Annotated in this window: 20 protein-coding genes and 1 tRNA gene; 18 read left to right on the top strand and 3 right to left on the bottom strand. The window is 41.6% G+C overall.

Going from position 1 to position 24,122, the window contains the following annotated elements:
* Window positions 1–85 precede the first annotated feature (85 nt).
* The 3 genes from IPM61_01725 to IPM61_01715 all read right to left on the bottom strand — a co-directional run bounded on the left by IPM61_01725 (window position 86) and on the right by IPM61_01715 (window position 2,484).
* Window positions 86–760, bottom strand: a complete 675-nt coding sequence (locus IPM61_01725) for an ATP-dependent Clp protease proteolytic subunit (GenBank protein ID MBK8910024.1) — start codon at window positions 758–760, stop codon at window positions 86–88.
* A gap of 293 nt (window positions 761–1,053) precedes the next feature.
* Entirely contained in the window at window positions 1,054–2,370 is a 1,317-nt protein-coding gene (gene tig / locus IPM61_01720; GenBank protein MBK8910023.1) for a trigger factor, read from the bottom strand.
* 32 nt (window positions 2,371–2,402) lie between these two features.
* Window positions 2,403–2,484 (bottom strand) — tRNA-Leu (locus tag IPM61_01715).
* Window positions 2,485–2,737: 253 nt separating this feature from the next.
* Between IPM61_01715 and IPM61_01710 the strand changes: the two genes are divergently transcribed.
* The 18 genes from IPM61_01710 to IPM61_01625 all read left to right on the top strand — a co-directional run bounded on the left by IPM61_01710 (window position 2,738) and on the right by IPM61_01625 (window position 24,113).
* Window positions 2,738–3,913, top strand: coding sequence for a DegT/DnrJ/EryC1/StrS family aminotransferase (locus tag IPM61_01710; protein ID MBK8910022.1), 1,176 nt, complete (start codon window positions 2,738–2,740; stop codon window positions 3,911–3,913).
* Window positions 3,910–5,031: a DegT/DnrJ/EryC1/StrS family aminotransferase gene (locus IPM61_01705; protein MBK8910021.1), complete on the top strand. Its 1,122-nt coding sequence runs from the start codon at window positions 3,910–3,912 to the stop codon at window positions 5,029–5,031. The genes IPM61_01710 and IPM61_01705 overlap by 4 nt, the downstream gene beginning before the upstream one ends.
* 39 nt (window positions 5,032–5,070) lie before the next feature.
* The gene (locus IPM61_01700; GenBank protein ID MBK8910020.1) at window positions 5,071–6,012 is read left to right on the top strand and encodes an SDR family oxidoreductase; all 942 of its coding nucleotides are present in this window, start codon (window positions 5,071–5,073) and stop codon (window positions 6,010–6,012) included.
* Between the two features lie 9 nt (window positions 6,013–6,021).
* Window positions 6,022–7,050 carry a dTDP-glucose 4,6-dehydratase gene (rfbB, locus tag IPM61_01695; protein ID MBK8910019.1) on the top strand — a complete coding sequence of 343 codons (1,029 nt, stop codon included), beginning with the start codon at window positions 6,022–6,024 and terminating at the stop codon, window positions 7,048–7,050.
* 6 nt (window positions 7,051–7,056) lie between these two features.
* The gene (locus IPM61_01690; protein MBK8910018.1) at window positions 7,057–8,637 is read left to right on the top strand and encodes a flippase; all 1,581 of its coding nucleotides are present in this window, start codon (window positions 7,057–7,059) and stop codon (window positions 8,635–8,637) included.
* Complete coding sequence (locus IPM61_01685) at window positions 8,627–9,355, top strand: class I SAM-dependent methyltransferase (protein ID MBK8910017.1); 729 nt, start codon at window positions 8,627–8,629, stop codon at window positions 9,353–9,355. Before IPM61_01690 ends, IPM61_01685 begins: the two co-directional genes overlap by 11 nt.
* A 12-nt stretch (window positions 9,356–9,367) precedes the next feature.
* A complete protein-coding gene (gene asnB, locus IPM61_01680; GenBank protein ID MBK8910016.1) occupies window positions 9,368–11,224 on the top strand; it encodes an asparagine synthase (glutamine-hydrolyzing) in 1,857 nt (618 codons plus the stop codon).
* 12 nt (window positions 11,225–11,236) lie between these two features.
* Window positions 11,237–12,403, top strand: a complete 1,167-nt coding sequence (locus IPM61_01675) for a glycosyltransferase family 4 protein (GenBank protein MBK8910015.1) — start codon at window positions 11,237–11,239, stop codon at window positions 12,401–12,403.
* A 5-nt stretch (window positions 12,404–12,408) separates the two neighbouring features.
* Complete coding sequence (locus IPM61_01670; GenBank protein ID MBK8910014.1) at window positions 12,409–13,404, top strand: GDP-mannose 4,6-dehydratase; 996 nt, start codon at window positions 12,409–12,411, stop codon at window positions 13,402–13,404.
* A 4-nt stretch (window positions 13,405–13,408) separates the two neighbouring features.
* Window positions 13,409–14,134 (top strand): NTP transferase domain-containing protein, encoded by a 726-nt coding sequence (locus IPM61_01665; GenBank protein ID MBK8910013.1) that lies wholly within the window; start codon window positions 13,409–13,411, stop codon window positions 14,132–14,134.
* 43 nt (window positions 14,135–14,177) lie between these two features.
* A complete protein-coding gene (locus tag IPM61_01660) occupies window positions 14,178–15,137 on the top strand; it encodes an NAD(P)-dependent oxidoreductase (protein ID MBK8910012.1) in 960 nt (319 codons plus the stop codon).
* Window positions 15,091–16,248, top strand: coding sequence for a DegT/DnrJ/EryC1/StrS family aminotransferase (locus tag IPM61_01655; protein MBK8910011.1), 1,158 nt, complete (start codon window positions 15,091–15,093; stop codon window positions 16,246–16,248). The genes IPM61_01660 and IPM61_01655 overlap by 47 nt, the downstream gene beginning before the upstream one ends.
* An 88-nt stretch (window positions 16,249–16,336) precedes the next feature.
* Window positions 16,337–16,678 (top strand): hypothetical protein, encoded by a 342-nt coding sequence (locus IPM61_01650; GenBank protein ID MBK8910010.1) that lies wholly within the window; start codon window positions 16,337–16,339, stop codon window positions 16,676–16,678.
* Window positions 16,679–16,744: 66 nt separating this feature from the next.
* The gene (locus tag IPM61_01645; protein ID MBK8910009.1) at window positions 16,745–17,797 is read left to right on the top strand and encodes a glycosyltransferase family 9 protein; all 1,053 of its coding nucleotides are present in this window, start codon (window positions 16,745–16,747) and stop codon (window positions 17,795–17,797) included.
* Window positions 17,794–19,215 (top strand): hypothetical protein, encoded by a 1,422-nt coding sequence (locus IPM61_01640; GenBank protein ID MBK8910008.1) that lies wholly within the window; start codon window positions 17,794–17,796, stop codon window positions 19,213–19,215. The genes IPM61_01645 and IPM61_01640 overlap by 4 nt, the downstream gene beginning before the upstream one ends.
* Before the next feature lie 29 nt (window positions 19,216–19,244).
* Window positions 19,245–20,378, top strand: coding sequence for a glycosyltransferase family 4 protein (locus tag IPM61_01635; protein MBK8910007.1), 1,134 nt, complete (start codon window positions 19,245–19,247; stop codon window positions 20,376–20,378).
* Window positions 20,378–22,312 (top strand): asparagine synthase (glutamine-hydrolyzing), encoded by a 1,935-nt coding sequence (gene asnB, locus IPM61_01630; GenBank protein ID MBK8910006.1) that lies wholly within the window; start codon window positions 20,378–20,380, stop codon window positions 22,310–22,312. Before IPM61_01635 ends, asnB (IPM61_01630) begins: the two co-directional genes overlap by 1 nt.
* 28 nt (window positions 22,313–22,340) lie before the next feature.
* Window positions 22,341–24,113 (top strand): hypothetical protein, encoded by a 1,773-nt coding sequence (locus IPM61_01625; protein MBK8910005.1) that lies wholly within the window; start codon window positions 22,341–22,343, stop codon window positions 24,111–24,113.
* Window positions 24,114–24,122 lie beyond the last annotated feature (9 nt).

The following is a 24,122-nucleotide window of genomic DNA, read 5'->3' as shown; positions in this document are numbered from 1 at the left end:
AGGGCGACCCTTCACAGGGGTCGCCCTTGGCAATAGTTGATAACAAGGGGGGGAAATCGGGGCTGTGATTGATTGGCGGCTTGATCTACTTTTCGGCCTCGGCCTTCACCGAAGTTTCCTCGATGGTGATTCGTTGGTCGGCACTGGTGCTGGGGATCTGCGGCATATCGCGGCTGATCTCCTTGCGGCTCATCAGCACGCGGTCAATCAATCCATACTCCACGGCATCTTGTGGCGACATCCAGAAATCGCGGTCGGCATCGCGGCGGATGCGATCCACATCTTGGTTGGAGTGAAGGGAGATGATCTTGTAGAGCTGCTCCCTCATGCGGATCATTTCTTTCAGGTAGATCTCAATCTCCGTCGTCTGCCCTTGCGATCCGCCGGATGGTTGGTGCATCAGGATGCGGCTGTTTGGCAAGGCCATTCGTTTGCCAGGCGTGCCGGCGCACAGCAGCACCTGGCCCATGCTTGCAGCAAGCCCCAGGCAGATGGTGGAGATATCGGGGCGGATATACTGCATGGTGTCGTAAATCGCCAACCCGGCCGAGACGGACCCGCCCGGGGAGTTCACGTACATGATGATGTCTTTGTTTGGGTCTTCTGATTCTAAGTAGATCAGCTGTGCAATCACAATGCTGGCGACTTCATCGTTGATTGGGGAATCGAGCATGATGATCCGTTCTTTCAGCAGGCGGCTGAAGGGATCCCATGCTTCCCATCCCAGGGCTGTTCTTTCGCGGATTGTTGGGACGATCATGGTGTTCCTTGTTAATGACGTTCGTTGGAAATGTTGTTCTGTGTTGCCGATCCACCGGTGATGTTGCTTTTGGAGGATCAGGGTTGCCCGTATGACGGATACCGCACGGGCTTCATGTGGTGAAATTAAGAATTCGGACGAATGGGGGAAGGGGGTGAAGCAAGAAAATTGCGGGGGAGATGGCCATCTCTTTCCCCCCCCCACCAGCAAGAAACGGAAAACGCGACGGGAAGCACATTGCTGGCACTTCCCATCGCGTTTGCGTTCATGCTTGGATTTGCGTGCGGCGGAGCTTACGATTTCTCGATGCTGGCCTGGTCGGCACTGGCTTCGGACTCTTCTTGCTGCTGCTGCAGGGTTGTATCCTCCACATACTCTACTTCGGCGTAATCTTCTAACATCACCATCACTTTCTCCGCCATAATGCGGTCGCTGGTGGATGGCTGCGATTTAAGGTAGCGAAGCACGATACCGTATTCAATGCCCATTCTCCGTGACTCAAATTCGGCAAGGTCTTCGTAGTCGGCATCCTCGACGGTGATCTCTTCTGCCTCGATGATCCTTTCGCGAATCAGCATCCATTTTGCGGTGCGTTCGGCAACGGGGTACATCTCGGTTTCAAATTTCTGGCGGTCGAATCCGGCAGGAAGCTCCTTCTTCTCGCTGCGCTTTATATCCTCGATAAAGGAATCCAACACCAGCCGAGCCATGGTTTGCGGCACCTCGAAATCGTGGTTGTTGACCAGCATAGTTACCAGGTTATCGCGGAAGCTCTTGGTGAACTGTTGGTCGTACTCATTCTTGATAGCGGCGCTGATCTGCTCGCGAAGCTCCTCAATCGTGGCGGAGGTGCTGTCCAGCACTTTCATTGCCAGGGTGTTGTCGGCATCGGGAAGCACTGCGCGGCTGATTTCCTTGACCGTGACTTCGTAGGGGATATTCGTTTCCCCACCGTCGCCGGTTGGCAGTTCAACGCGGAATGTGTCGCCCACTTTTGTGCCGCGAAGCTGGCGGCGAAGCTCAGGGTTGACGTTCTCGTGCTTCAGGAAGATCCGGATGTCACGAGAAATTTCGCCGATTACCGGCATTCCGTCGGCCAGTTTTTGAATATCTACCGTCACCACGTGGTCATCATCATCAGCGGATTCGGCTGGCTCAAGCGTGGCCAATCGCTCGCGCAGATTCGCCAGCTCGTCGTTGATTTCTTCCTCGGTAACGGTGTGGGAAATCCGCTGTGCTTTCAGCCCCTTGTATTGGCCAAGCTCAAATTCCGGATAGATTTCGTACTGGATTCTAACGAAAAGTCCGCCGTTGTCTTCTTTGCGAAGCTCGGTAACGGCAGGCGTTCCAACGATTTTCGGCTCGGTTTGGCTGGCATACTCCCGGAAACTTTCCTGGGCGGCTTCTTCCATCGCTTCGATTTCCAGCTGCTTGCCGTAGAGTTGCTTCACCAGATTCAGGGGAACCATCCCTTTGCGGAAGCCTTTCAGCTGAGCTTCTTTTTGGGCTGTGCGAAGGGTTGCCGTGATGTGAGTGTCGAACTCCTCTTTCGTCAGGACAAACTCTATTTCGCGGCGAATGCTGGAGGGTTCCAGAACTGTTGATTCCATGGTAGGAATAAGAATTGAGTGGTTGTTTACTGTGCGGATGGAGGGACTTGAACCCACACGCCTTGCGGCACCAGATTCTAAGTCTGGCGCGTCTGCCAATTTCGCCACATCCGCAATTGCTTGCCTGCAGTTCACCTACCAGCTGCAGGGCAATCTTTGTGACAAGGGGCGCAAATATACAACAGCCGTTTCCCCAGATCGCAGGCCAATGGCGGGCTGATTACAGAGAGATTCATTCATCGGCGCATCGGCTCCGCATTCAGCGATTGCAACGAATGTTCAACGGTAGGAAGTTGCCTCAGCACCGTGCTATATTTGCGCCGTCCCGCTGTATAACTTTAGCGACCGCAAGCAACGCACCGTCCGAATGACCATCCCACTGCTCGATTTACAAGCGCAATATCATGCGCTGAAAGATGATTTAGATGCCGCCGTTCTGGATGTTATCAAACGCCAGCACTTCATCCTGGGACCCGATGTCGAGCGTTTTGAGCGAATGGCAGAGGAGTATCTGGGCGTTCGCCACGCCCTGGGCGTAAGCTCCGGAACGGATGCCCTGCTGCTGGCCCTGATGGCGTTAGGGATTGGCCCCGGCGACGAAGTGATTGTCCCCACCTTTAGTTTTTTTGCCACCGCTGGTGTTGTTAGCCGCCTCCATGCCCGCCCAGTTTTCGTTGATATTGATCCAAAATCGTGGAATATAGACCCCGAAGGGGTTGCTGCGGCCATTACCGAGCGCACGAAGGCAATCATCCCTGTTCACCTGTTTGGCCAGTCGGCAGATATGGACGCGGTGATGGCCGTGGCGGGCAAGCACAACATCCCAGTAATTGAAGATGCCGCCCAAGCAATTGGAACCCAGTATCGCGATGGCCAACGGGTTGGGGGGATTGGGTTTGCCGGGTGTTTTAGCTTTTTTCCATCAAAAAACCTTGGTGGCTTTGGCGATGGTGGTCTGCTGACCACCAATGACTCCGATTACTACCACCGCGTCCGCATCATGCGAATGCACGGCGAAAAAACGCGGTATCATCATGCCGTGGTGGGGGGGAATTTTCGCTTGGATGCTTTGCAAGCTGCGGTTTTGGCGGTGAAATTGCCGCATTTACCTGCTTGGAGTGCCGGACGGCGGAGGAATGCGGAGCATTACAACCGGCTATTTATCGAAGCCGGGTTAAGCAGTGGCAGCAATCTCCAAGAATATCAAAATGGTGATCGCTTGATTACTCCAACTGCTGTTTATGCTGCTTCTGGCCATGCCGATCATCATATCTTCAATCAGTATGTCGTCCGCTGCGAACGTCGCGACGATCTGAAAAATTGGCTGGACTCCAAGGGAATTGGAACAGCAATCTATTATCCGATACCATTCCATCAGCAAGAATGCTTTGCTGATCTTGGCTATTCCGCAGGCGATTTCCCAAATGCCGAGCGTGCGGCCCGCGAAGTGCTTGCATTGCCGGTGTATCCTGAGTTATCTTCGGCACAGATTGAGTACGTTGTGCAAGCAATTGCCGAATTTTTTCAGACCGAGGCTCGATGAACGTCCCATTTGTTGATCTAAAATCGCAATACCGTAGCCTGCAGCCCCAAATGGATGCTGCGATTGCTGATGTAATTGCGAACACCGCTTTTATCGGCGGGCATCGTGTTGCGGACTTTGAAGCAGCATTCGCCAGCTATGTAGGAATGCCCCATTGCGTTTCGGTGGCGAATGGAACCGAAGCCATTGAGATTGCACTTTGGGCGTTCGGGATTGGGGAGGGGGATGAAGTAATCGTCCCGGCCAACAGCTTCATTGCCAGCTCGGAAGCCGTGACCGCAACCGGCGCAACAGTGGTGTTTGCCGACAGCGACCCGGCCACATATACGTTGAATCCTGAAGAATTTCGGCGAAAAATCACTTCTCAAACAAAGGCTGTGCTGCCGGTTCACCTTTACGGTCATCCGGCTGACATGGATCCAATCATGGCCATTGCCCGTGAGCATGGTTTGATTGTGATTGAGGATGCTTCGCAAGCGCACGGAGCACGCTACAAAGGAAGAATGGTGGGGAGTATTGGGGATGCGGCCACGTTCAGCTTCTATCCTGGGAAAAATCTTGGGGCGTATGGCGACGCTGGCGGGATTATCTTTCGCGACGGAGAAATCGCCGAACGTGCTCGATTATTTGCTAACCATGGCAGCCGAAAAAAATATATTCATGAAATTGAAGGCCGAAACAGCCGGTTAGATGGGGTTCAGGCGGCAGTGCTTTCGGTAAAATTGCCACATTTAGACAGTTGGAACGCTGCACGCAGCAAGAACGCGGCACTCTACAATCAACTTCTTGCTGATATTGAGGGGATTACGACCCCAGTAACCGCTGATTGGGGGGATCATGTGTTCCATTTATATGTAATTCGCGTTCCTGAGCGTGAAGAGCTTATTAATTTTTTAAGCGAACGTGGAATCTCAACAGGAATCCATTATCCAATTTCTCTCCCGATGGCAGAAGCCTATTCCCATTATCATCATTCTATTGATGATTTCCCAGTAGCAAATGGGCAGATGGGGCAGCTTCTATCCTTACCCATGTATGCTGAATTAACTGAAGAAATGATCTACTACGTTGCTTCTGCAATTCGTGAGTGGGTTGCAATCGCAATAGTGAATAATTAACTAACTGACTACTAAATCAGCTAAAGAGCGACCATAAGAATGGCGGTTCTTGTTACTGGCGGTGCTGGATTTATTGGATCAAACTTAGTGCGCGCCTTGCTTGAGCGTGGAGAACAAGTGCGTGTCTTAGATAATTTTTCCACAGGACGCTGGAGCAATCTGCAAGATATACACGACCGAATTGAGTTGATAGAAGGGGATATCCGCTCATATAACATCGTTCGTGAAGCGGTTGATGGAATGGATATCGTATTTCATCAAGCAGCATTGCCGTCGGTCCCACGGTCAATTAAAGACCCTATTACTACTCACGATGTAGGAGCAACAGGGACGTTAAATGTTCTTCAAGCTGCCCGTGACTGCCAGGTTGGGCGCGTTGTTTTTGCCAGCAGTTCTTCGGTGTATGGTGATACGCCAACATTGCCAAAACATGAAGGAATGATCCCTTCGCCCTTATCGCCGTATGCAATTACGAAATTGACAGGTGAATATTATTGCCGTGTATTTTTCCAGCTCTATGGTCTAGAGACAGTAGCATTACGGTACTTCAATGTTTTTGGGCCATACCAAGATCCAACGAGCCAATACTCCGCAGTAATTCCAAAATTCATTGAATTGATGCGTAATGGAAATCGTCCAACAATTTATGGCGATGGCGAGCAAACGCGGGATTTTACATTTATCGCAAACGTAGTAATGGCAAACCTGTTGGTTGCAACAGCAGAAAACGGTGTGGCGGGGGAAGTGTTTAACGCGGCCTGCCACGACCAAATCTCGCTAAATACTTTAGTGAATGAGTTGAATAACGCTTTAAAAACAGATATTCAACCAATTTATACAGATGCACGTTTAGGAGATATTAAGCATAGTTTTGCTTCTATTGAGAAATTGAAAAAAACGACCAATTATTCATCGAAAATAAATTTTTCTGATGGAATTGAGCATACTGTTGCTTGGTCGGTAAAACAGGAGCAAAGATAGGCTTTGGAGATTAAAGAATATCCATATAGTGATGATAAATCTGTTCGCCGTGTCGTTGTTACAGGGGGTTATGGATTTATTGGGTCAAATTTAATATTATACTTATTAAAGCATCGCCCCAATTGGGAAATAATAAATGTGGATTCGTTAACGTATGCTGCGAATTTGTCAAACCTTTCGGAAATAGAAAAAAATAATCGACACCATTTTGTCCAGGTCGATATTCGAAATCGCACTGAATTACAACAATCTTTCGAGAAGTATAAACCGGATGGGGTGTTCCATTTGGCTGCTGAATCTCATGTAGATAATAGCATCAATGATCCGCAGCGATTTATTGAAAGTAATATTGTTGGAACATTCCATTTGTTAGAAGTATGTCGCCAATCATGGGGTGACGGCTCTTATCATCGCTTTTTGCATGTTTCTACAGACGAAGTATATGGTTCATTAGGGGCAGCCGGTTTTTTTACTGAACAAAGCCGATATGCTCCCAATAGCCCGTACTCAGCAAGTAAAGCTGGAAGCGATCACTTGGTTAGAGCGTGGCATCGTACCTATGGCATGAATGCTATAATTACCCATAGTGCAAATAATTTCGGGCCACGGCAGCATCGGGAGAAATTAATTCCTACAGTGGTTCACGCGGCATTGTCACATCGTCCAATTCCAATATATGGTGATGGATCGAATGTCCGTGAATGGCTATATGTAGAAGATCATTGTAGTGCACTTTTACGTGTTTTTGAACAGGGAGTGAGTGGAGAATCCTATGCAATTGGTGCACGCAATGAGTGGAAAAACATAGATTTAGTTAATATGATCTGCACGGTATTAGATGAAAATGTCAGTAAAGGTTCAAATGGCAGTTATAGTAGCTTAATCACTTTTGTCCCCGACCGTCTAGGCCATGATATACGCTATGCCATCGATCCATCGAAAATTGAAAAAGATTTAAAATGGCAACCTACAGGCCAATTCCAAGATAAACTTGCTAAAACTATAATGTGGTTCGTACATAATATGAATAGAGATTGAGCGAGCATGACTTCATCTGGACAAGGCAATTTTTTTGATGATAACGATCAAAATAATTTAACTGAAAAAAATAAGATAAATGGATATTTGCGGCGTATTATTAACGGTGTAGGTGTAGTATTAGGAGGTAGCGTAATATCGCAAGTTCTCGGAGCTTTATCTGGTATAATTACAACAAATGCATTAGGAGCGACGCATTATGGTATCTATGTTCTTGCTACTAGTTGGATGGGATTGTTAGCTGATTATTCTCGACTCGGATTCGGTACTGTTATTGTCCGATTTACAGCGTCTTATAAAGCTGAGCAGAAGATAGATTATGTAAAAGGAACTTTTTTTTATGCTATTAAAATTCAATTATTAATATCTATAATATTATGTATTAGTATAATGATATGGTCTGAAGAGTTTTGCAATATGATTTTAAATAATCCAAATGCCGTTCAATATTTTCGATTTTTTTCTCCGGCAATTATATTAACTTCATTATATGGCAGTTTTGTTACATTTCTAGAGGGTATGCAGAATCAAAAATATTCTGTCATATCATCTGCTGTAGTTGGTAATTTATCAAATATAATACCCTTAATAGGGCTTCTATGGCTTGGATATGGTATTTATGCTGCTTTAAGTTCAAGCTTAATTCAAGATGCTGCAATTTTGCTTTCCGCTGCATTTTTTGCATGGAAGATATTTCCTCAATTTAGTAATCCTACCATTAATTCAAAGATTGAAGTTAAAAAGATATGGTCATTTGCCTTAACCACTTTTATTGCAAGTTTAAGCTATAAGTATGCATTCGGTTTGGCTGTACCCTTTATAGGTTATTATCGCTCAACTACCGAAGTAGGGTTATATGCTGTTGCTTTTAATCTTCAACAGTTGATTTTTGTTCCTGCCAATGCTTTTGCAACGGTCTTCAATCCGATAATAGCGGAATTATATGTGAAAGGTGAAGCAATGGAAATTAATCGTTTATATAAAACTATCACCAAGTGGATTTTAATCAGTTGTATGCCGTTCGTAATCGTTGTCTTATTATACACTAGACCTATACTTTCATTGTTTGGCTCTGCATATACTGAGGCATCAGCTGTATTAGTAACATTAACTATTGCCAGTATATTTGTTAACCTAATTGGAGTATCTGGGCATATTATTAATATGATAGGTAAAGCAAGAGTAAATATGATAAATTCTATTGTTACTGCACTATTTACCATAAGCATGTTCGCGTTATTAATTCCTTCGTATGGAATAATTGGAGCTGCTTGTGCGTATGCAATCGGATTGTTAATAAATAATATGATAAGAACGATTTATGTTTTTTTTACATTAGAAATACATCCATTTAGTTCTTCATTAGCTAAAGTGTTTTTATCTATGATAATAAGTTTATGTATAGGGATGATTATACAAAAAAATGTCAAAAATCCAGACGACATGCTATGGGGTATATCAATATTGATTATTACGCTTGCTATTTATATAGGAATGATACTATTATATATTGATGAAGACGATAAATTTATAATACACGCGATACGAAAAAAAATATACAAGAGAGCACTATCCAATGGACACTGAGCAATTGCCAGAAATCTCGGTTCGTGATGCCCAAGCTCTGCATTATGAGACAATTGTTTCAAATCGAGGGGAATCTTGGTGGTGGATTGCACACCGAACATTAATTAATGCTTTGCAAATACAGCCTAATGATATTATTTGCGATGCTGGTTGCGGTGTTGGTATATATACTCGCGAAATAGCTAGGAGATTCCCAGAAAATAAAATTTGGGCTGTTGATTTTTCAAGTGCAAGTCTCGATATGGTTAAATCAAATAATAATTCGAATAATATTCATACGGTCGTTGGTAATTTAGTCGATTTTGATTTACCTCAAACTGTGAATGCTATATTATGTACGGAAGCAATCCTTCATATTCCTTCTGAGCATCACCGAGAACTATCAATAAAAAATCTATTTTCCTTACTTGCTCCGGGAGGGCGCATAGTCATTGCTGTTGTGCCTTATACTAAAAGAAGTCAATCAAAAATAACTGATGGACGTGGGAAAGGAGGGTATTATTCCTATCGCTTTACTCCTAATGAACTTGTTAGCCTCGTGAAATCGGCCGGTTTTTTTAAAATTTCTGTTCGTGGATGTGTAAATTTTCGAGGATTTATTCGTTCTCGTTTACCTAAGTGGTTATGGTGGCTCGATGTTGCGTTTTCACATCTCCCATTCTCATCAAGATTCGGACACTTGATCTTTTGTACAGCTGTTAAACCAATAGAAAAATAAAAGGCATATTAGATGTGCGGTATAGTAGGGTTGTGGAAAAAAAATGAAAGGATTACACAATCTGAGATTGAGCTAATGCGAGACACGATGATTCATCGTGGCCCAGATGGTGCAGGATGCTACATAGATACCGTTAACAATGTCGGGTTTGGTCATCGTCGGCTTTCAATTATTGATCTAAGTGATGCAGGTGTACAGCCAATGATGAATAACAAAGAAGATATCATTGTAGTTTTCAACGGAGAAATCTATAATTATCGTGCATTGCGTCAAGAATCAGAGTCTTGGGGTTATAAGTTTAATTCTGCAACAGATACTGAGGTTATAATTGCCCTATATGAACGATATGGGATTGATTGCTTGCAGCATTTTCGTGGAATGTTCTCTTTTGCGTTATGGGATGTAAAACAGCAACGATTACTATTGGCTCGTGATAGATTAGGAATAAAGCCATTATATATATATAATGACGGATCCGCGTTCGCTTTTTCTTCCGAATTACGTGGTTTTCAACCATTGAATTTTTTTAATAAGAAAATAGATGTTTCGGCTCTTTTTGATTTTTTTAGCTATCAGTATATTCCATCCCCTAAATCCATTTTTTGTCATGTACGCAAATTAATGGCAGGACATTATGCCGTATTTTCAACTATTACAAGACAATTAACTGTAGCACCCTATTGGAAATTGCCGGAAAGTCAAAATGAGCTTCAACTATCAACCCCTCAAATTATTGATCGTGTTGATGAATTAATTAAAGATGCTGTCCGCTCACACCTCGTAAGTGATGTGCCTGTTGGTGCTTTTTTAAGTGGAGGAATGGATTCTTCGACAATTGTTACTATGGCGTCCAAATATAAATCTAATCTCACTACATTTACCGTAAATTTCAATTCGAAAAATAAAATAGATGAAGGAAATAATGCCAGAGAATTAGCTGATTTTTTACACTTACATCATAATATCCTTACTTTGAAAGGCAATGACTTTGAGCATTTTACAGATCGTTTTGCAGAGATATATGATGAGCCGTTTAGTGATACATCAGGAATCCCAATATATGAAATCTGTGGTGCTGCTGCACGGTCCGTGAAAGTTGCTCTTTCAGGAGATGGTGGTGATGAAATTTTTGGAGGGTATGTACAAAACTATATGCCATTATTAGATCATTCTCGTCGCTATTCTTGGATTGCCGGGATGGCTCAAAAGATCATGCATACTCTTCCTACTAAATTTGGATCTTCAATTCTTTATAATCAATTGTCATTACAGCAGCGAATAATTGAATCTACCCTTTTATTACGATGGGGACAAAAACGGATGATATTTAATAGGGATGTATTGCGGCAATCGAACATTAATCCTAGAAGGTATAATGATGCATGGAGGTTCTCCGATTTTCAAGATGTAGATGATGTAAATTATGTAAGAAAAAGAATAGAGATGGATGTGCTGGCATGGCTGCCAGAAAAAATGTTAACCAAGGTTGATCGAGCCTCTATGGCTCAATCTCTAGAGGTGCGTGTTCCTCTCCTAGATCATAAACTAGTTGAATTTATATTTCAACTTCCATCATTATATCAATGGCATCCAACAAGAGGCGGAAAATGGGTGCTCCGCGAAGTCTTAAGTAATTATGTTCCAGCTTCTGTAATTAATAGGCCGAAGCAGGGATTTAGTGTACCCTTGAATGAATGGCGACAACAGGTTGGATCAAGGTGGTTCGACCGGGTTCGAGAATCACGGATTGTTCGCGATGGTGTTTTTTCATGGCCTGGTATTAAGATGGCTGATACGCGATCAGTACTTGTACAGTGGATGATCGTTAATGTTGCTGTTTGGTCAGATAAATACTCTTGGAGTGTATAGTATAATTACTATATGAAAATAGCTATCGTTACAGATCACTTCTTACCTAGAGTTGGTGGAGCAGAGTATGCAAGCCATTGTTTAGCTGTAGCTTTAACTGAACGCGGCCATGAGGTAACAGTAATCGCTCCAGACCTAAAAGTATCGGAAATCGTAACGCGTTATAAGATAATTCGATCTATCAATAGTCGTTTTTTTTCGTCAACATTATCATGCGCTTTTGCGATTAAAAAGTTAAAAAAAAATAGTAAACCGGATATAATTCATGCTCAACTTTTATTTCCAGCAGGAAAAAAAATTTTTCCTTATACGCAGTATACGAATATCCCTCTAATTGTATCGCCACAAGGAGCTGATATTCATACATTTGCGCCAATGAATTATGGATTACTGTTGCAACATGGATATCAACGTAAAATTAAAAAATTATTAGGAAAATTGAACGCTGTAACGTATTCAAGTCGGTTAATGAAACAATTGATAGTAGATAATGGATTCCATGGCAAACATCTCCATTATTTACCTAATGGAACCTTTACATCATATTTTTTTCATGATGAACGTCAACGGTTTCGTGATCTTTTTAAATTTCCTAACGATTCAATCGTAATTACAGCGGTAAGTCGAAATTCACCAATTAAAGGGTTATCTCTGCTGATACAGGCTTTACAGCGATTACCTTCTGATTTGCCTGAATGGCATGCTATTATTGCTGGTAGTAATGTTGAAAAACTCACAGATGAAATTCACGAATCTGGGCTTTTGAATAAAGTACGATTAATGGCCAATTTACCTTTTGAATATGATAGTAATAATATTCCTATTATACCTTCTCCAACTATTGCTAATCTTCTCGTCGCGTCTGATATATATGCTGCTCCTGCTTTAAGTGGTGGATTTGAACTTTCTAGTGCTGATGCTCTAGCTGCTGGACTACCAACAGTTATATTTGATGAAAATGGTAGTAAAGATATTATTGAGGACACTAATGCAGGGATAGTAGTGCCTACGGGTGATATAGATGCATTCAGTTGCGCACTTGCTACAATTATTCGTGATTATCCCTTGCGTTGTGCAATGCGTTCTAATGCTTTAGCATCAGCTTCAAATTTGGATTGGCACATGATTGCACAGCAAGCAGAACAGATTTATAATAACATACTTACAACACAAGGCTAATTACTATGAGTGTAACATCAGAACAAGTTGTAGTGACAGGAGCTGCTGGGTTTATAGGGAGCCATCTTGTCGAAGAACTTATACGTCGCGGTAATCGTGTGCGGGCGGTGGTTCGTTATACATCAAGAGGTGATATTGGTAATCTCAATTGGATTGATCCTTCACTGCTCCGTGAGGTAGAAATCGTTCGGGGTGATATCAGAGATTCTGAATTTGTGTGCCGTGCTGTGAAGGGAGCCGCTACTATATATCATCTTGCTGCTGGAATTAGTATCCCATATTCATATACCAACTTCCGTGAGGTTGTTGAAACGAATATCAATGGTACACTTAACATTTTATCAGGAGCGAAAGATAGTACAGCATTGCGCCGTATAGTTACTACGTCTACAAGTGAAGTGTTTGGAACAGCGCAATATGTTCCGATGAGTGAAGATCATCCATTATGCCCTCAATCTCCTTATGCAGCAACAAAGGTGGGATCCGATAAACTTGCTGAAAGTTTCGGGTATTCATTTAATATGCCTATAGTTATTGCTCGTCCATTTAATACATTCGGCCCAAGACAATCTCCTAGGGCTGTTATTCCAACAATTATTTTGCAAGCATTATCAAGCAATTCTATTTGTTTGGGGCAGGTAGAATCTACAAGAGATTTTTTATATGTTGAAGATACAGTGAAAGCTTTTATTGCATGCGGTGATGCTGGAGCAGAAATCAATGGTCAGTATTTTAACTTCGGAACAGGGACTGAAATAAAAATTAATGATCTTAAAGATAAAATACTTAATATAGTAGGCCAGCATGCTGAAGTAGAGATAGAGAAACGAAGACTCCGCCCTACAACTAGTGAGGTAATGAGATTGTTGTGTGATCCTAGTAAAGCGTATAAATTGCTTAACTGGTCTTCCTGTGTTACGATAGAAGAAGGACTGAAGCGAACTATTTCTTGGTTCTCTGATAATAAAAAATATTTCGACAGGGAAAATCATTTAATATAAAATCATGAAAGCAGTTATACTGGCTGGTGGACTTGGGGAACGATTACGCCCGCTCACGAAAATTATTCCTAAACCATTGTTGCCAGTTGGCGAACAGTCGGTTCTGGAAATAACAATACTTTCTATGAAAAATTATGGTATTACAGAGATATATGTTGCTCTAAATTATCAGTCGGAATTATTTCGCGCTTTTTTGTCAAATGGTGAGCGTTGGGGGGTAACTATTCATTGTTCGCAAGAACAAACCCCATTGGGAACAGCAGGTCCTTTAAGATTGTTTGACAAGCAATTAACAGAACCTTTTATTGTTATGAATGGAGACATTCTAACAAGTTTAGATTTTCAAGATATAATGGATAGTCATATAAAATCCAAATCATCATTAACTGTAGCGACTAAAGAGCTTGCATTGCCACTACGTTATGGGGTTGTTCAAACTCAAGAAAAATATATTAATGATATTCAAGAAAAACCTAATTTATATGCAGAAGTGGTTGCTGGCATATATGTTTGTAATCCATCAATCATATCTATTATACCGAAAAATTCTTCATATAGCATGATTGATGTTGTAAAGTATATGTTGAATAACAATCAATTAATTCATCATTACAAACTACGAGATTATTGGCTTGATATTGGGCAGATGGATGATTATGAGCGTGCACAGGAACTTCATGCACAAGGAGCTTTTTCGGAAAAGAATATACACGCACGAAAAAATATTTAAAAACTCAATTTGAATAATGAATATAAACAATAATATGGATTTCATGAAATTTTATCATGAGCGATCAGCGATAATACTAGGAGGGTGCGGTTTTATCGGTAGTAATTTAGCATCTGCCTTGCAAGACTGTTTTGCAAGAATCACCGTTGTAGATGATCTTATTAGCGGAACTGGTGGAAATAGATGTAATCTAGATGGTATTAGTGCTGATTTTATTAAATCAAACATACAAGATGTTTGTAATTGGGGAAGTGCTATTGAACCTGACTCCGTAATTTTTCATTGTGCAGCTAAAAACACTCATAAGTGGTGTAATCTTCATATAGAAGAAGATTGTAAGATAAATTACTATCCACAATTGTCAATTGTTAAAGAGCTTCATAAGCTACCAACAACAATTAGACTTGTTTATTGTAGTACAAGAACAGTATATAAAATCACTTCCAATACTGATCTTACGGAATTCTCTGACATTGCTCCTCAAGATGTTTATAGTATTCATAGCTATGCCTCAGAGAATTTGTTCCGCCTGCTATTGCCAAAACAGCAAGTTCGTATTCTAAGACTAACCAATACCTATGGCCCTAAACAACGTCTATCGGGAGAAGAACTGGGTTTGGTTGGCGAACTTATTCATGCGGCACTTAATAACAAGAACTATCAAATATTTCATAATGGTAAGGCGATGCGTGACATCAATTATATTGACGATGTCGTTCGTGGTTTACTATCTATTGCGATGATTGATGATTTGGATTATCCCGTTATACACCTTGGTGGAAACTGGGTTCCAACGAAAGACGTTGTCCAATGTTTAAGCGATATAACCGGATGGGTAAATTATGAGTATAATGATTCGTTTTCACAAACTTTTTCTCCATTATCAATTAATCGTGCTAAACAGATTTTAGGCTGGCAACCTTTGGTAAATCTAAAAACAGGAATTGCAAATACGATTGACTATTTTCAAGAAAATAAAAATAAATATGAAGAATCAAGATAAAAAAATAGAACGCTGCAACCTAACAAGACAGGTAAATGCACTACTTCCTCAATACATTGAAGAAGTAACAAGTATTTTTCAAAGTGGAAAATATGTGCTAGGGCATAAATTGCAAATGTTTGAGAGAGCATTTGCACAGTATGTTGGTACTAGTTATGGTGTTGGCGTTGCTTCAGGTACGGATGCATTATACTTGAGTCTTCGGGCACTTGATATTGGCATCGGAGATGAGGTCGTTACTACCCCATTTACTGCCGTACCAACAATATCTGCGATTATTATGACTGGTGCCAAACCTATATTTGCAGATGTTGATCCCGATACTTTTACGATTGCTCCTGAATCTATCGAAAAAGTAATAACTAAACATACCAAGGCTATCATTCCAGTGCATCTCTATGGACTAATGGCAGATATGAATGCCATTATGAATATAGGTAATAGGTATTCTATCCCTATTATTGAGGACGCTGCACAAGCTCATGGAAGTTCATTAAACGATCAACAGGCAGGGTCTATTGGATTGATGGGATGCTTTAGTTTTTATCCAACAAAAAATTTAGGTGGATTCGGCGATGGAGGTTTAATTACAACAAACGATAAGCAAATATTTGACAAGCTGGTTTTGCTCCGTAACTATGGACAAACCTCTCCTTATACAACGATAATAAATGGCATTAATACTCGATTGGATGAAATTCAGGCAGCACTACTGCTTATTAAATTACCACACCTTAATTCATGGAATCAACGTAGAAACGAAATAGCAAATATCTATACGCGAAGATTAACAATTCCAGAGGTAAAAGTCCCAATGCTTCCTCAGCAATATAAATCGAATTATCATATCTTTACGATCACTGCTGAGCGAAGAGATGCACTTTGGCGTTACCTTGAGGATAATGCTATTCAGTCGAATGTATATTATCCTATCCCAAATCATCTCCAAGAATCCAATCAATATCTTGGATATAAAAAAGGAGATTTCCCTGTAGCTGAGTCTTTGTCTGATAGCGTTATAGCATTACCCATGTTCCCAGAGCTTGAAGATGAGGAAGTAAATATTGTAATCGATAGGATATATGAATTTTATGGGTATGATATAGGATAAAGTATAGTAGATATCCTCGGAATAAAGAAAAATGAACCATGGGAATTAAGTTAAGGGAAAAGGGTTATTCAACCGGTAGATCAAAGAGATGATAGAGCTGACAGAGGAATTACGGACACATCTGCGGAAATTGCAGCGAGTGGAGAAAGAGAAGCGTCGGTATGTGAAAATTACAACGCTGCTGATGCTCGACGGAGGATTTAGCGTTGCGAAGACGGCATTTGCATTGGGAGTTGATAGCTCGACGATTTATCGGTATGCTGAAGGGTATCGAGTTTCCAAGAGTTTTGGGGATTATATGCAAGACAGGTATGTCAGCTATAGTGGGAAGCTGAGTGATGAACAGGAGTCAGCGGTATCGAAGGAATTGGAGGGGCATCTTCATCACAGCTCGAAGGAGGTGGTGGAGTTGGTGGCCGATTTGCGTTGAGTATAATCTTATTGTCTTCATATCTAATTCTGGACTTGTATATAAAATGCTCATAAGAAAAATTTTATGAAAATTCAGATGTATTATGCCATACAACGGGTAATCAGGACATTACATCGTTGGCATCTTTTTTTTCAAAAGAACGATGGCAGCACTAATTATCGTTCTATTGCTGTGTTGTGCGGTGCAGGTATTGGAGATGCTGTTATGGCGACTCCGATTATTGAAGCAATAAAATTATATGATAATAATATAGAGATTACTGTTGTCGCTAATAATTTAAATGCTGAAATTTTCAAATTTAATCCATATATATCAAGACGAATCGTATATAAAAAAGAACCATTCTCTCTTATAAAATCGTACATTTCAATTCTTCGCATTAAATGTGATGTTTTTATTGGATCACAACCTTCAAATACAATTATACATTATTTGTACGCATTTTTTAGTTTCGCTAAACATAAAATAAAAATTGATAAAGCAGAATTAGTTGTTAAATATAGAAATTATGATTTTTTATATAACACTTTGATTCGTGACAATAAAAAGCGTCACAGAGTCGATCTGAATCTTGAGATTGTAAAAAACATAGGAGTATTCAATCCTGCACTAGAAGAGATTGTATGCAAAATACATGTCCCTCAATTATATATACTTAAGCATCCTTACTATTATACTTGGAGAGCAAAATATATAGTTATTCATATAGGAGGAGGTAGAAAGCAAAAAATATGGCAAATTGATAATTATTCTAAGATAGTAGAATACCTTTTAGAAAAAGATGTTATAGTAATTATTGTAGGAGGTATAGAGGAGCAGCATTTTGCAGCTAAAATTAATATTGATAATCCTAAAAGAATTATCAATCTAATAGGAAGGCTCAACCTAAACGAGGTGTCATTGCTGTTACGACAAAGCGAACTGTTGATTACCAATGATTCAGGGATCATGCACCTTGCTACAACAACAAATGTAAAAATTATAGCATTGTTCGGAGATACTACCCCATCACACATCGGACCTTATACTAATAGATCCATTGTGATAAAAAAAGATCATGTGAAGGATATATCAGTAGAAGAAGTGATGATTTTAATTGATAGGTGCTTAAAATGAATACAGTTGTTATCCTATTCATTTCAATACTCTTAATTAGTCGTCTATTTTCAGAAACTTTTGGTATTATTCCTAAAGTCATAGATGTAGTTGACATTATTGTAATTCCTATATTTTTATTGCTATGCACGATTCGTTCTGTAAAAACGAAAAAATCATCTACATTCCGCCATATAGTCTCTATGGTTATAATGTTTGTGATTCTTTCTTGCGTTTCAATTTTGGTGAATTGGGATAGAATCTATTTAGGTCCAGCGTCTCTGTTTATCTTTGGTATGCTTGAGGGTCCATTGCTTTACATATCTTTAAATCTTTTAATTGAAAAGAAAGATGACTTGATAAATAAGATTTATAAATTCTATAACTTTATTATAATTATCGAAATATTGGCTGTGCTTCTCATCAGTATACCTGCATTTATCACCACTCAGGATCCAGATAAGGTATCTGGAACATTCGGAAATAATTGCTATCAATTTTCTGTATTGCTATCTATTATGGGAGGAATTTGTCTAGGGCGATATTATTTACAGCAAAAGAAGAATTTCTTATATCTAATCGGATTGTTATTTTTTTTAATAGTTTTTATATTATTGCAATATCGAACAGCTCTGCCAGTTTTTTTGGCATCTTATGCAATCGGATTCGTTATTCTATATGGTAAAAAATTTATTAGATTATCAATTGTACTCGTAATTATTGGATTTAGCTTTGGATACGGTATGAGTTATGTTAGCTCTTCCGATTTTAATTTGAAATATGATGATTTGCTAGTCCTAGCTGCTAACCCATCAGTCGTCCTAAATTATGGTAAGGTTAAATCCTATATTAATACATGGCTCATGTATGAAGAGTATCCTTACATGGCTGTGGTTGGAAGTGGGCCAGGAACTTTTGTAAGTCGAGCAAATTATACTTTTACTATCGAAATGAGTGGATCTAAAGCTAAAGGAGTTGGAGCAATTTTACAGACGATTTTCGGTAATCAAAATTACTATACTGATGTGCAAATCAAATATATATTACCTTTATACAGTATGGACTTATTATTTGGTTCAATTCAAATAAATAATCCAAATTCAAGCATACTTGCAAATGCAGCTGAAATCGGTATGTCTGGATTGCTAATCATATGTATACTCTATGGTGCGTCATTGCGCCGCTGTATACAATATCTGCAATATGCTAAACTAAGAAGAGATGTTATCCTAATTCCACTATCAACAGGGTTAATGATTTCATTTATGTATTTTATTTTTATATCTCCTCTGGATAACTATATGGAAATTGCTCGTGTTTCTATACCTATTTGGTTGTTATTCTGGGCAGTTTCAAATAAAATTGAAATTGATCGACAAAATGCTGTTGATAGTAATAAACTAATCTTAAAATCAGATTGGTACGCTGACACAAGATAGGTGATTCAATCTTCAACAACTTTTCTGCAATGCACTCAGATCGTTTACTGCTGATTGGTCCTTTACCCCCTCCACATATTGGACCTGCTGCCGCTACACTCCAACTTTTAGGCTCCAAAATTTTACAGGAATCTTTTGTGGTACACTGCTTGGATATCGGTGATAGATCCGGATTCTCTGGTATAGGACAATTTAATATTCATAATATTTTTCAAGCACTTTATCATTGTAAGAACTTTGTTAAATGTGTTATTTCATATAAGCCAGCAATAATATATATATCAATTGCAAGAGGGTTCTGGGGTTTTTTTCGCGATGCTACCTTAATAATGATTGCAAGTTTTTTTAAAATTCCTACGATAGTACATCTGCGTTCTGGGCGTTTTGATATCATTCATGATAATGGATGGATTGGAAAATTTATTGCTAAAAGAAGTTTAGCTAAAGTTGCTCGGGTGCTCGTCTTATCTGAGAATTTAAGATGTATATTTCAAGACATTGTTGATCCACATAAAATTAGAATAATATCTAATGGCATTGATGTTGAAAGCTGGAAAAATGAAACTTCATTTACAGACAAAAATGATAATATTCCTTTTACAGTCTTGTGCTTATCTAACATGTTTCATGATAAGGGGACGCATGTTCTTATTGAGGCTGCCGCTTTACTCGTTAAGAATTCTTTTTCTTTTCAAATGATATTTGCGGGCGATTGGCTGAATTCAGAATATAAAGAACATTGCCTGCACTTAGTTAATATTTTTAATTTACGGAGATATATTCGTTTAGCAGGAGTCGTTACTGGTCAAGAGAAAAAGAAATTGCTCCAATCTGCTGATGTTGTAGCGTTCGTTCCCATAAAGCCAGAGGGAATGCCTTGGGTTGTATTGGAAGCAATGGCAGCAGCAAAGCCAGTAATTGGAACCCCACAAGGAGCTATGGTAGAAATGATCCAGCATGGAGAAACGGGTTTCCTTGTTCAACCTGAAGACCCCCAGCAGCTATCTGAAGCAATCTCACAGCTTATGCAAAATTCTCAATTAAGGTCTATAATGGGGAATAACGCCCGTAAACGAGTTGAGGAAAATTACTCTACTGCCATTACTCATCAACAGCTAGTATCAGTTTTGCAAGAAGTGATAAATGGAGGTAAAAATAATTAATGTGCGGTATCGCCGGTCTTGTCAAATGTGGTTCCTCTGCTGTCTTACAAAAAATGGTCTCAGTGCAGGCACATCGTGGTCCTGATGATACCGGTAGCTATTGGTTCCAAGATCAATATGTTGGGCTTGGGCATCGCCGATTATCTATCCTTGATTTATCGAAGGCTGGGCATCAGCCAATGAAAAATTCAATGGATGATTCTTGGATTGTATTTAATGGCGAAATCTATAATTATCCTCAATTGCGTGAAGAATTAAAAAGCAAAGGGTATACTTTTTCTTCTGATACTGATACTGAAATCATTCTTGCTTCCTACGATTGTTGGGGCGAGGATTGTGTAAAGCGATTGAATGGCATGTTTGCCTTTGCTATCTACAACCCTACAACTCAAGTATTATTTCTTGCCCGGGATCATTTTGGCATAAAGCCTTTGTACTATTGGCACTCTGGTGAAAAATTTGCTTTTGCCTCCGAGGCTAAAGCTCTATTTGAAGTAAAGAATATCGCCCCAATTATTGACCAGGATTCTGTAATAAGCTCACTGCTATTTCTTTGGACACCTGAGCCTAAATCAGGATTTAGAGATATACACAAATTTCCTGCTGGTCACTACGGAATTTTTACTAATGGCATATTTCAATTACATCAGTATTGGGACGTTCCTCTTATCGCTGAAAAAGAAAAACCTTGCCGCCGTGAAGATGATCTTGTTGATGAGTTACGCTCAATTCTTGAAAAAGCTGTGCAAAGGCAAATGCTGGCAGATGTTCCTGTTGGGGCGTTTCTTTCTGGGGGATTAGATTCGAGCTTGATTGTTGCACTAATGCGTAAAGTGAGCAATGCGGATATAAGTACTTATACAATTGCTTTTAGCGAAGATGATAAACGCATGGAAGCCATGCCGGATGATGCCCGGTATGCAAGAATTGTCTCTAAAATATGCAACACCACGCATCATGAAATTCTTGCAACCCATGATTTTAATCACCTTCTTCCCAAATTACTTTGGCATCTTGACGAACCCATTGCTGACGGTGCCGCAATTAATACCTACCTAATTAGCCACGGCGCAAAACAGCGCGGAACCACGGTTCTACTTAATGGAATGGGGGGGGATGAAGTCTATGGAGGATATCGAAAGCAGCTTGCTGCATTATTCATTCAGCAATACCACCGGCTACCTCGCTGGCTTCGCACAGGAATCGTTCACCCGGTGGTCAATCGCTTACCAGTGGCAATCGGTGGGAAAGGAGTTCGGCTGGCGCGTTGGGCTCAAAAATTTGTGCGAAGCGCCGAACGCCCTCCATTAGATGCCTTTATGTTCGGTTTTGCCTATTTCAACCCTGACGAATTACATCAACTGCTCTCTCAAGATTTGTCATCAATTCCCTTTGATGATCTTTACCCTATTCAGCGTTATAAGCAGATTGCAGTATCTGCGCAGCATTGTTCTTTTATTGATACGATGCTCTATCTAGACACAAAACTTTTTCTTCCAGGATTGAATTTAGCATACAGTGATAAAGCATCTATGGCTGCTTCTGTGGAATCCCGGCCTCCACTGTTAGATGTTGAACTTGTGGAATTTATGGCACGCGTGCCAAGCCGATTGAAAATTCATGGACGCACACAAAAGTATCTTCTAAAACGTGCTGCCGAAGCATATCTGCCTCGCGAAATTATTTATCGCCCTAAGGCTGCGTTCGGTACTCCTATTCGTGCTTGGATGCGAGGGTGGCTTGGCCAAGAAGCCCGTCGCGTTTTCACACATCCCGATTTTGCTGCGGCCAACTATATTCGCGCCGATTTCCCGCTACGGCTGCTAGAAGAGCATATTGCCGGAAAACGGGATCATGCGCATCGCCTGTGGGGAATCTACACAGTGATGATGTGGCTACAGGCGCAATCTCAACGGATGGATAGCAAAACATAAAACCGCGTTCGCATCGCTACTTATTCTTATGACTACAGGCAATCATACCGACTCCGTTGCCGGAATTGGAATCAATAAAAGCCACGGAGCCAGCCTTTGCTTGGTGGATGAATTGGGCAAACCGATATTCTGCGCCAGCGAAGAACGCTTTACGCGGGTGAAGTTGCAACGCGGAATGCCCCATTTGACCTACCAATTCGCTGCCAGCCGCTACCAGATTGATTCTGCCCCGATTGCTATCGGGCGCATTGACACCCGCCGCAGAATTCAGCGTGAGGCGGAGTATTACCGCAATTGTGCCAGCAATAACCTGTTTATGATTCCCCCGCTGGAACGAATCAGCGAGGTGGCACGGATGTGGTATCGCAAAAAAATCCTGCGCGACCGCGAGTTCCATCGCCTGTCGGTTGACACATCCTACTTCATGGGACGCGCTGCCGAATATGGATTCGAACACCATTTATGCCACATGGCCAGCGCGTATTACTGCGCAGGGATGAATGAAGCGGAGATTGTTTCGGTGGATGGCGTTGGGGATTTGCTGTCGGCAGTGGTGGGGAAGGGAAGCAACGGAAATATCCAGATTACTGACCGCTATTTCCAAAGCCAACATATTGCCGGGCAGGCCTACGAGGTGGTTACAGGTATGCTCGGTTTTAACCCCGACCGCCATCCCGGAAAAGTCACCGGACTTGCTGCCTATGCCGAGGCTCCCCCAGAGCTTGTAAGCGAGCTGGACCGCTGGTTTGCTGAGCAGTACCGGCGCGGCACAACGGAAAATTGGTTCTATTTAATCCACACTGCCGATGCTGATGCGAATCTTGCACGGCTGCGCGAGCTTCGGAACACGCGGTTTGGAAGATGGACCAAGGAGGAAATTTCTTCCGCCATTCAGTTCCTGCTTGAGCGGGATGTTTTGGCGCTGATTCGCAAGCATATTCCGCAGCCGGAGGGGAAGAATATCGTGCTTGCTGGTGGGGTGTTCGCTAACGTGAAGTTGAACCAGCGGGTAAAGGCTTTAGGCTTTGCCAATATCTTCATTCAGCCAGCAATGGGGGATGAAGGCACTGGGTTTGGCGCGGCAATTCTGGCTGCCCACCGGCGCACGCCGTTTGCTCCGTACCGTTTGCATGATGTCTATCTTGGCCCAGCGTTCTCACCGGCAGAAATCAGGGGGGCACTGGATGCTGCGCAGCTTCAGTACGAAGAGCTAACCTCTGGCACAATGGAGCTTCGCCTGGCCGAACTGCTCCATCAAGGGTATATCATTGCTCGGTTCCAGGGAAGGATGGAGTTCGGCCCACGGGCTTTGGGGAATCGCTCAATCCTTTATCACACCAAGGACCCCGCCGCCAACGATTGGCTCAATCAGCAATTACACCGCTCGGAGTTTATGCCGTTTGCGCCTGTCACGTTAATGGAGCATGCCCACAGCTGCTACAACAACGTCTCCGGTGCCGAACACACTGCCGAGTTTATGACCATCACCTTTGATGCCACCCCAACAATGCGGGCGCAATCGCCAGCTTGTGTTCATGTGGATGGAACCGCACGCCCGCAATTTGTGCGCCGCGAGGTGAACCCTTCTATCTATGATACGCTGACCCATTATCATCGCCTAAGCGGGATTCCTTCGCTGATTAACACCAGCTTTAACATGCACGAGGAACCGATCATCTGCACCCCAGCCGAGGCGGTGAAGGCCTTCCTTTCCGCTAATTTGGATGCGCTTGCCATTGGTGAGTATCTGGTTATCAACCATTCTCCCGATGCTATCCGCCGCCGTGCTGCCGAACAATAGCCAAGCCAA

The sequence above is a fragment of the Chlorobiota bacterium genome (assembly GCA_016710285.1).
Classification (GTDB): Bacteria; Bacteroidota; Ignavibacteria; order OLB7; family OLB7; genus OLB7.
This window is presented reverse-complemented; position numbering and strand designations above follow the sequence as displayed.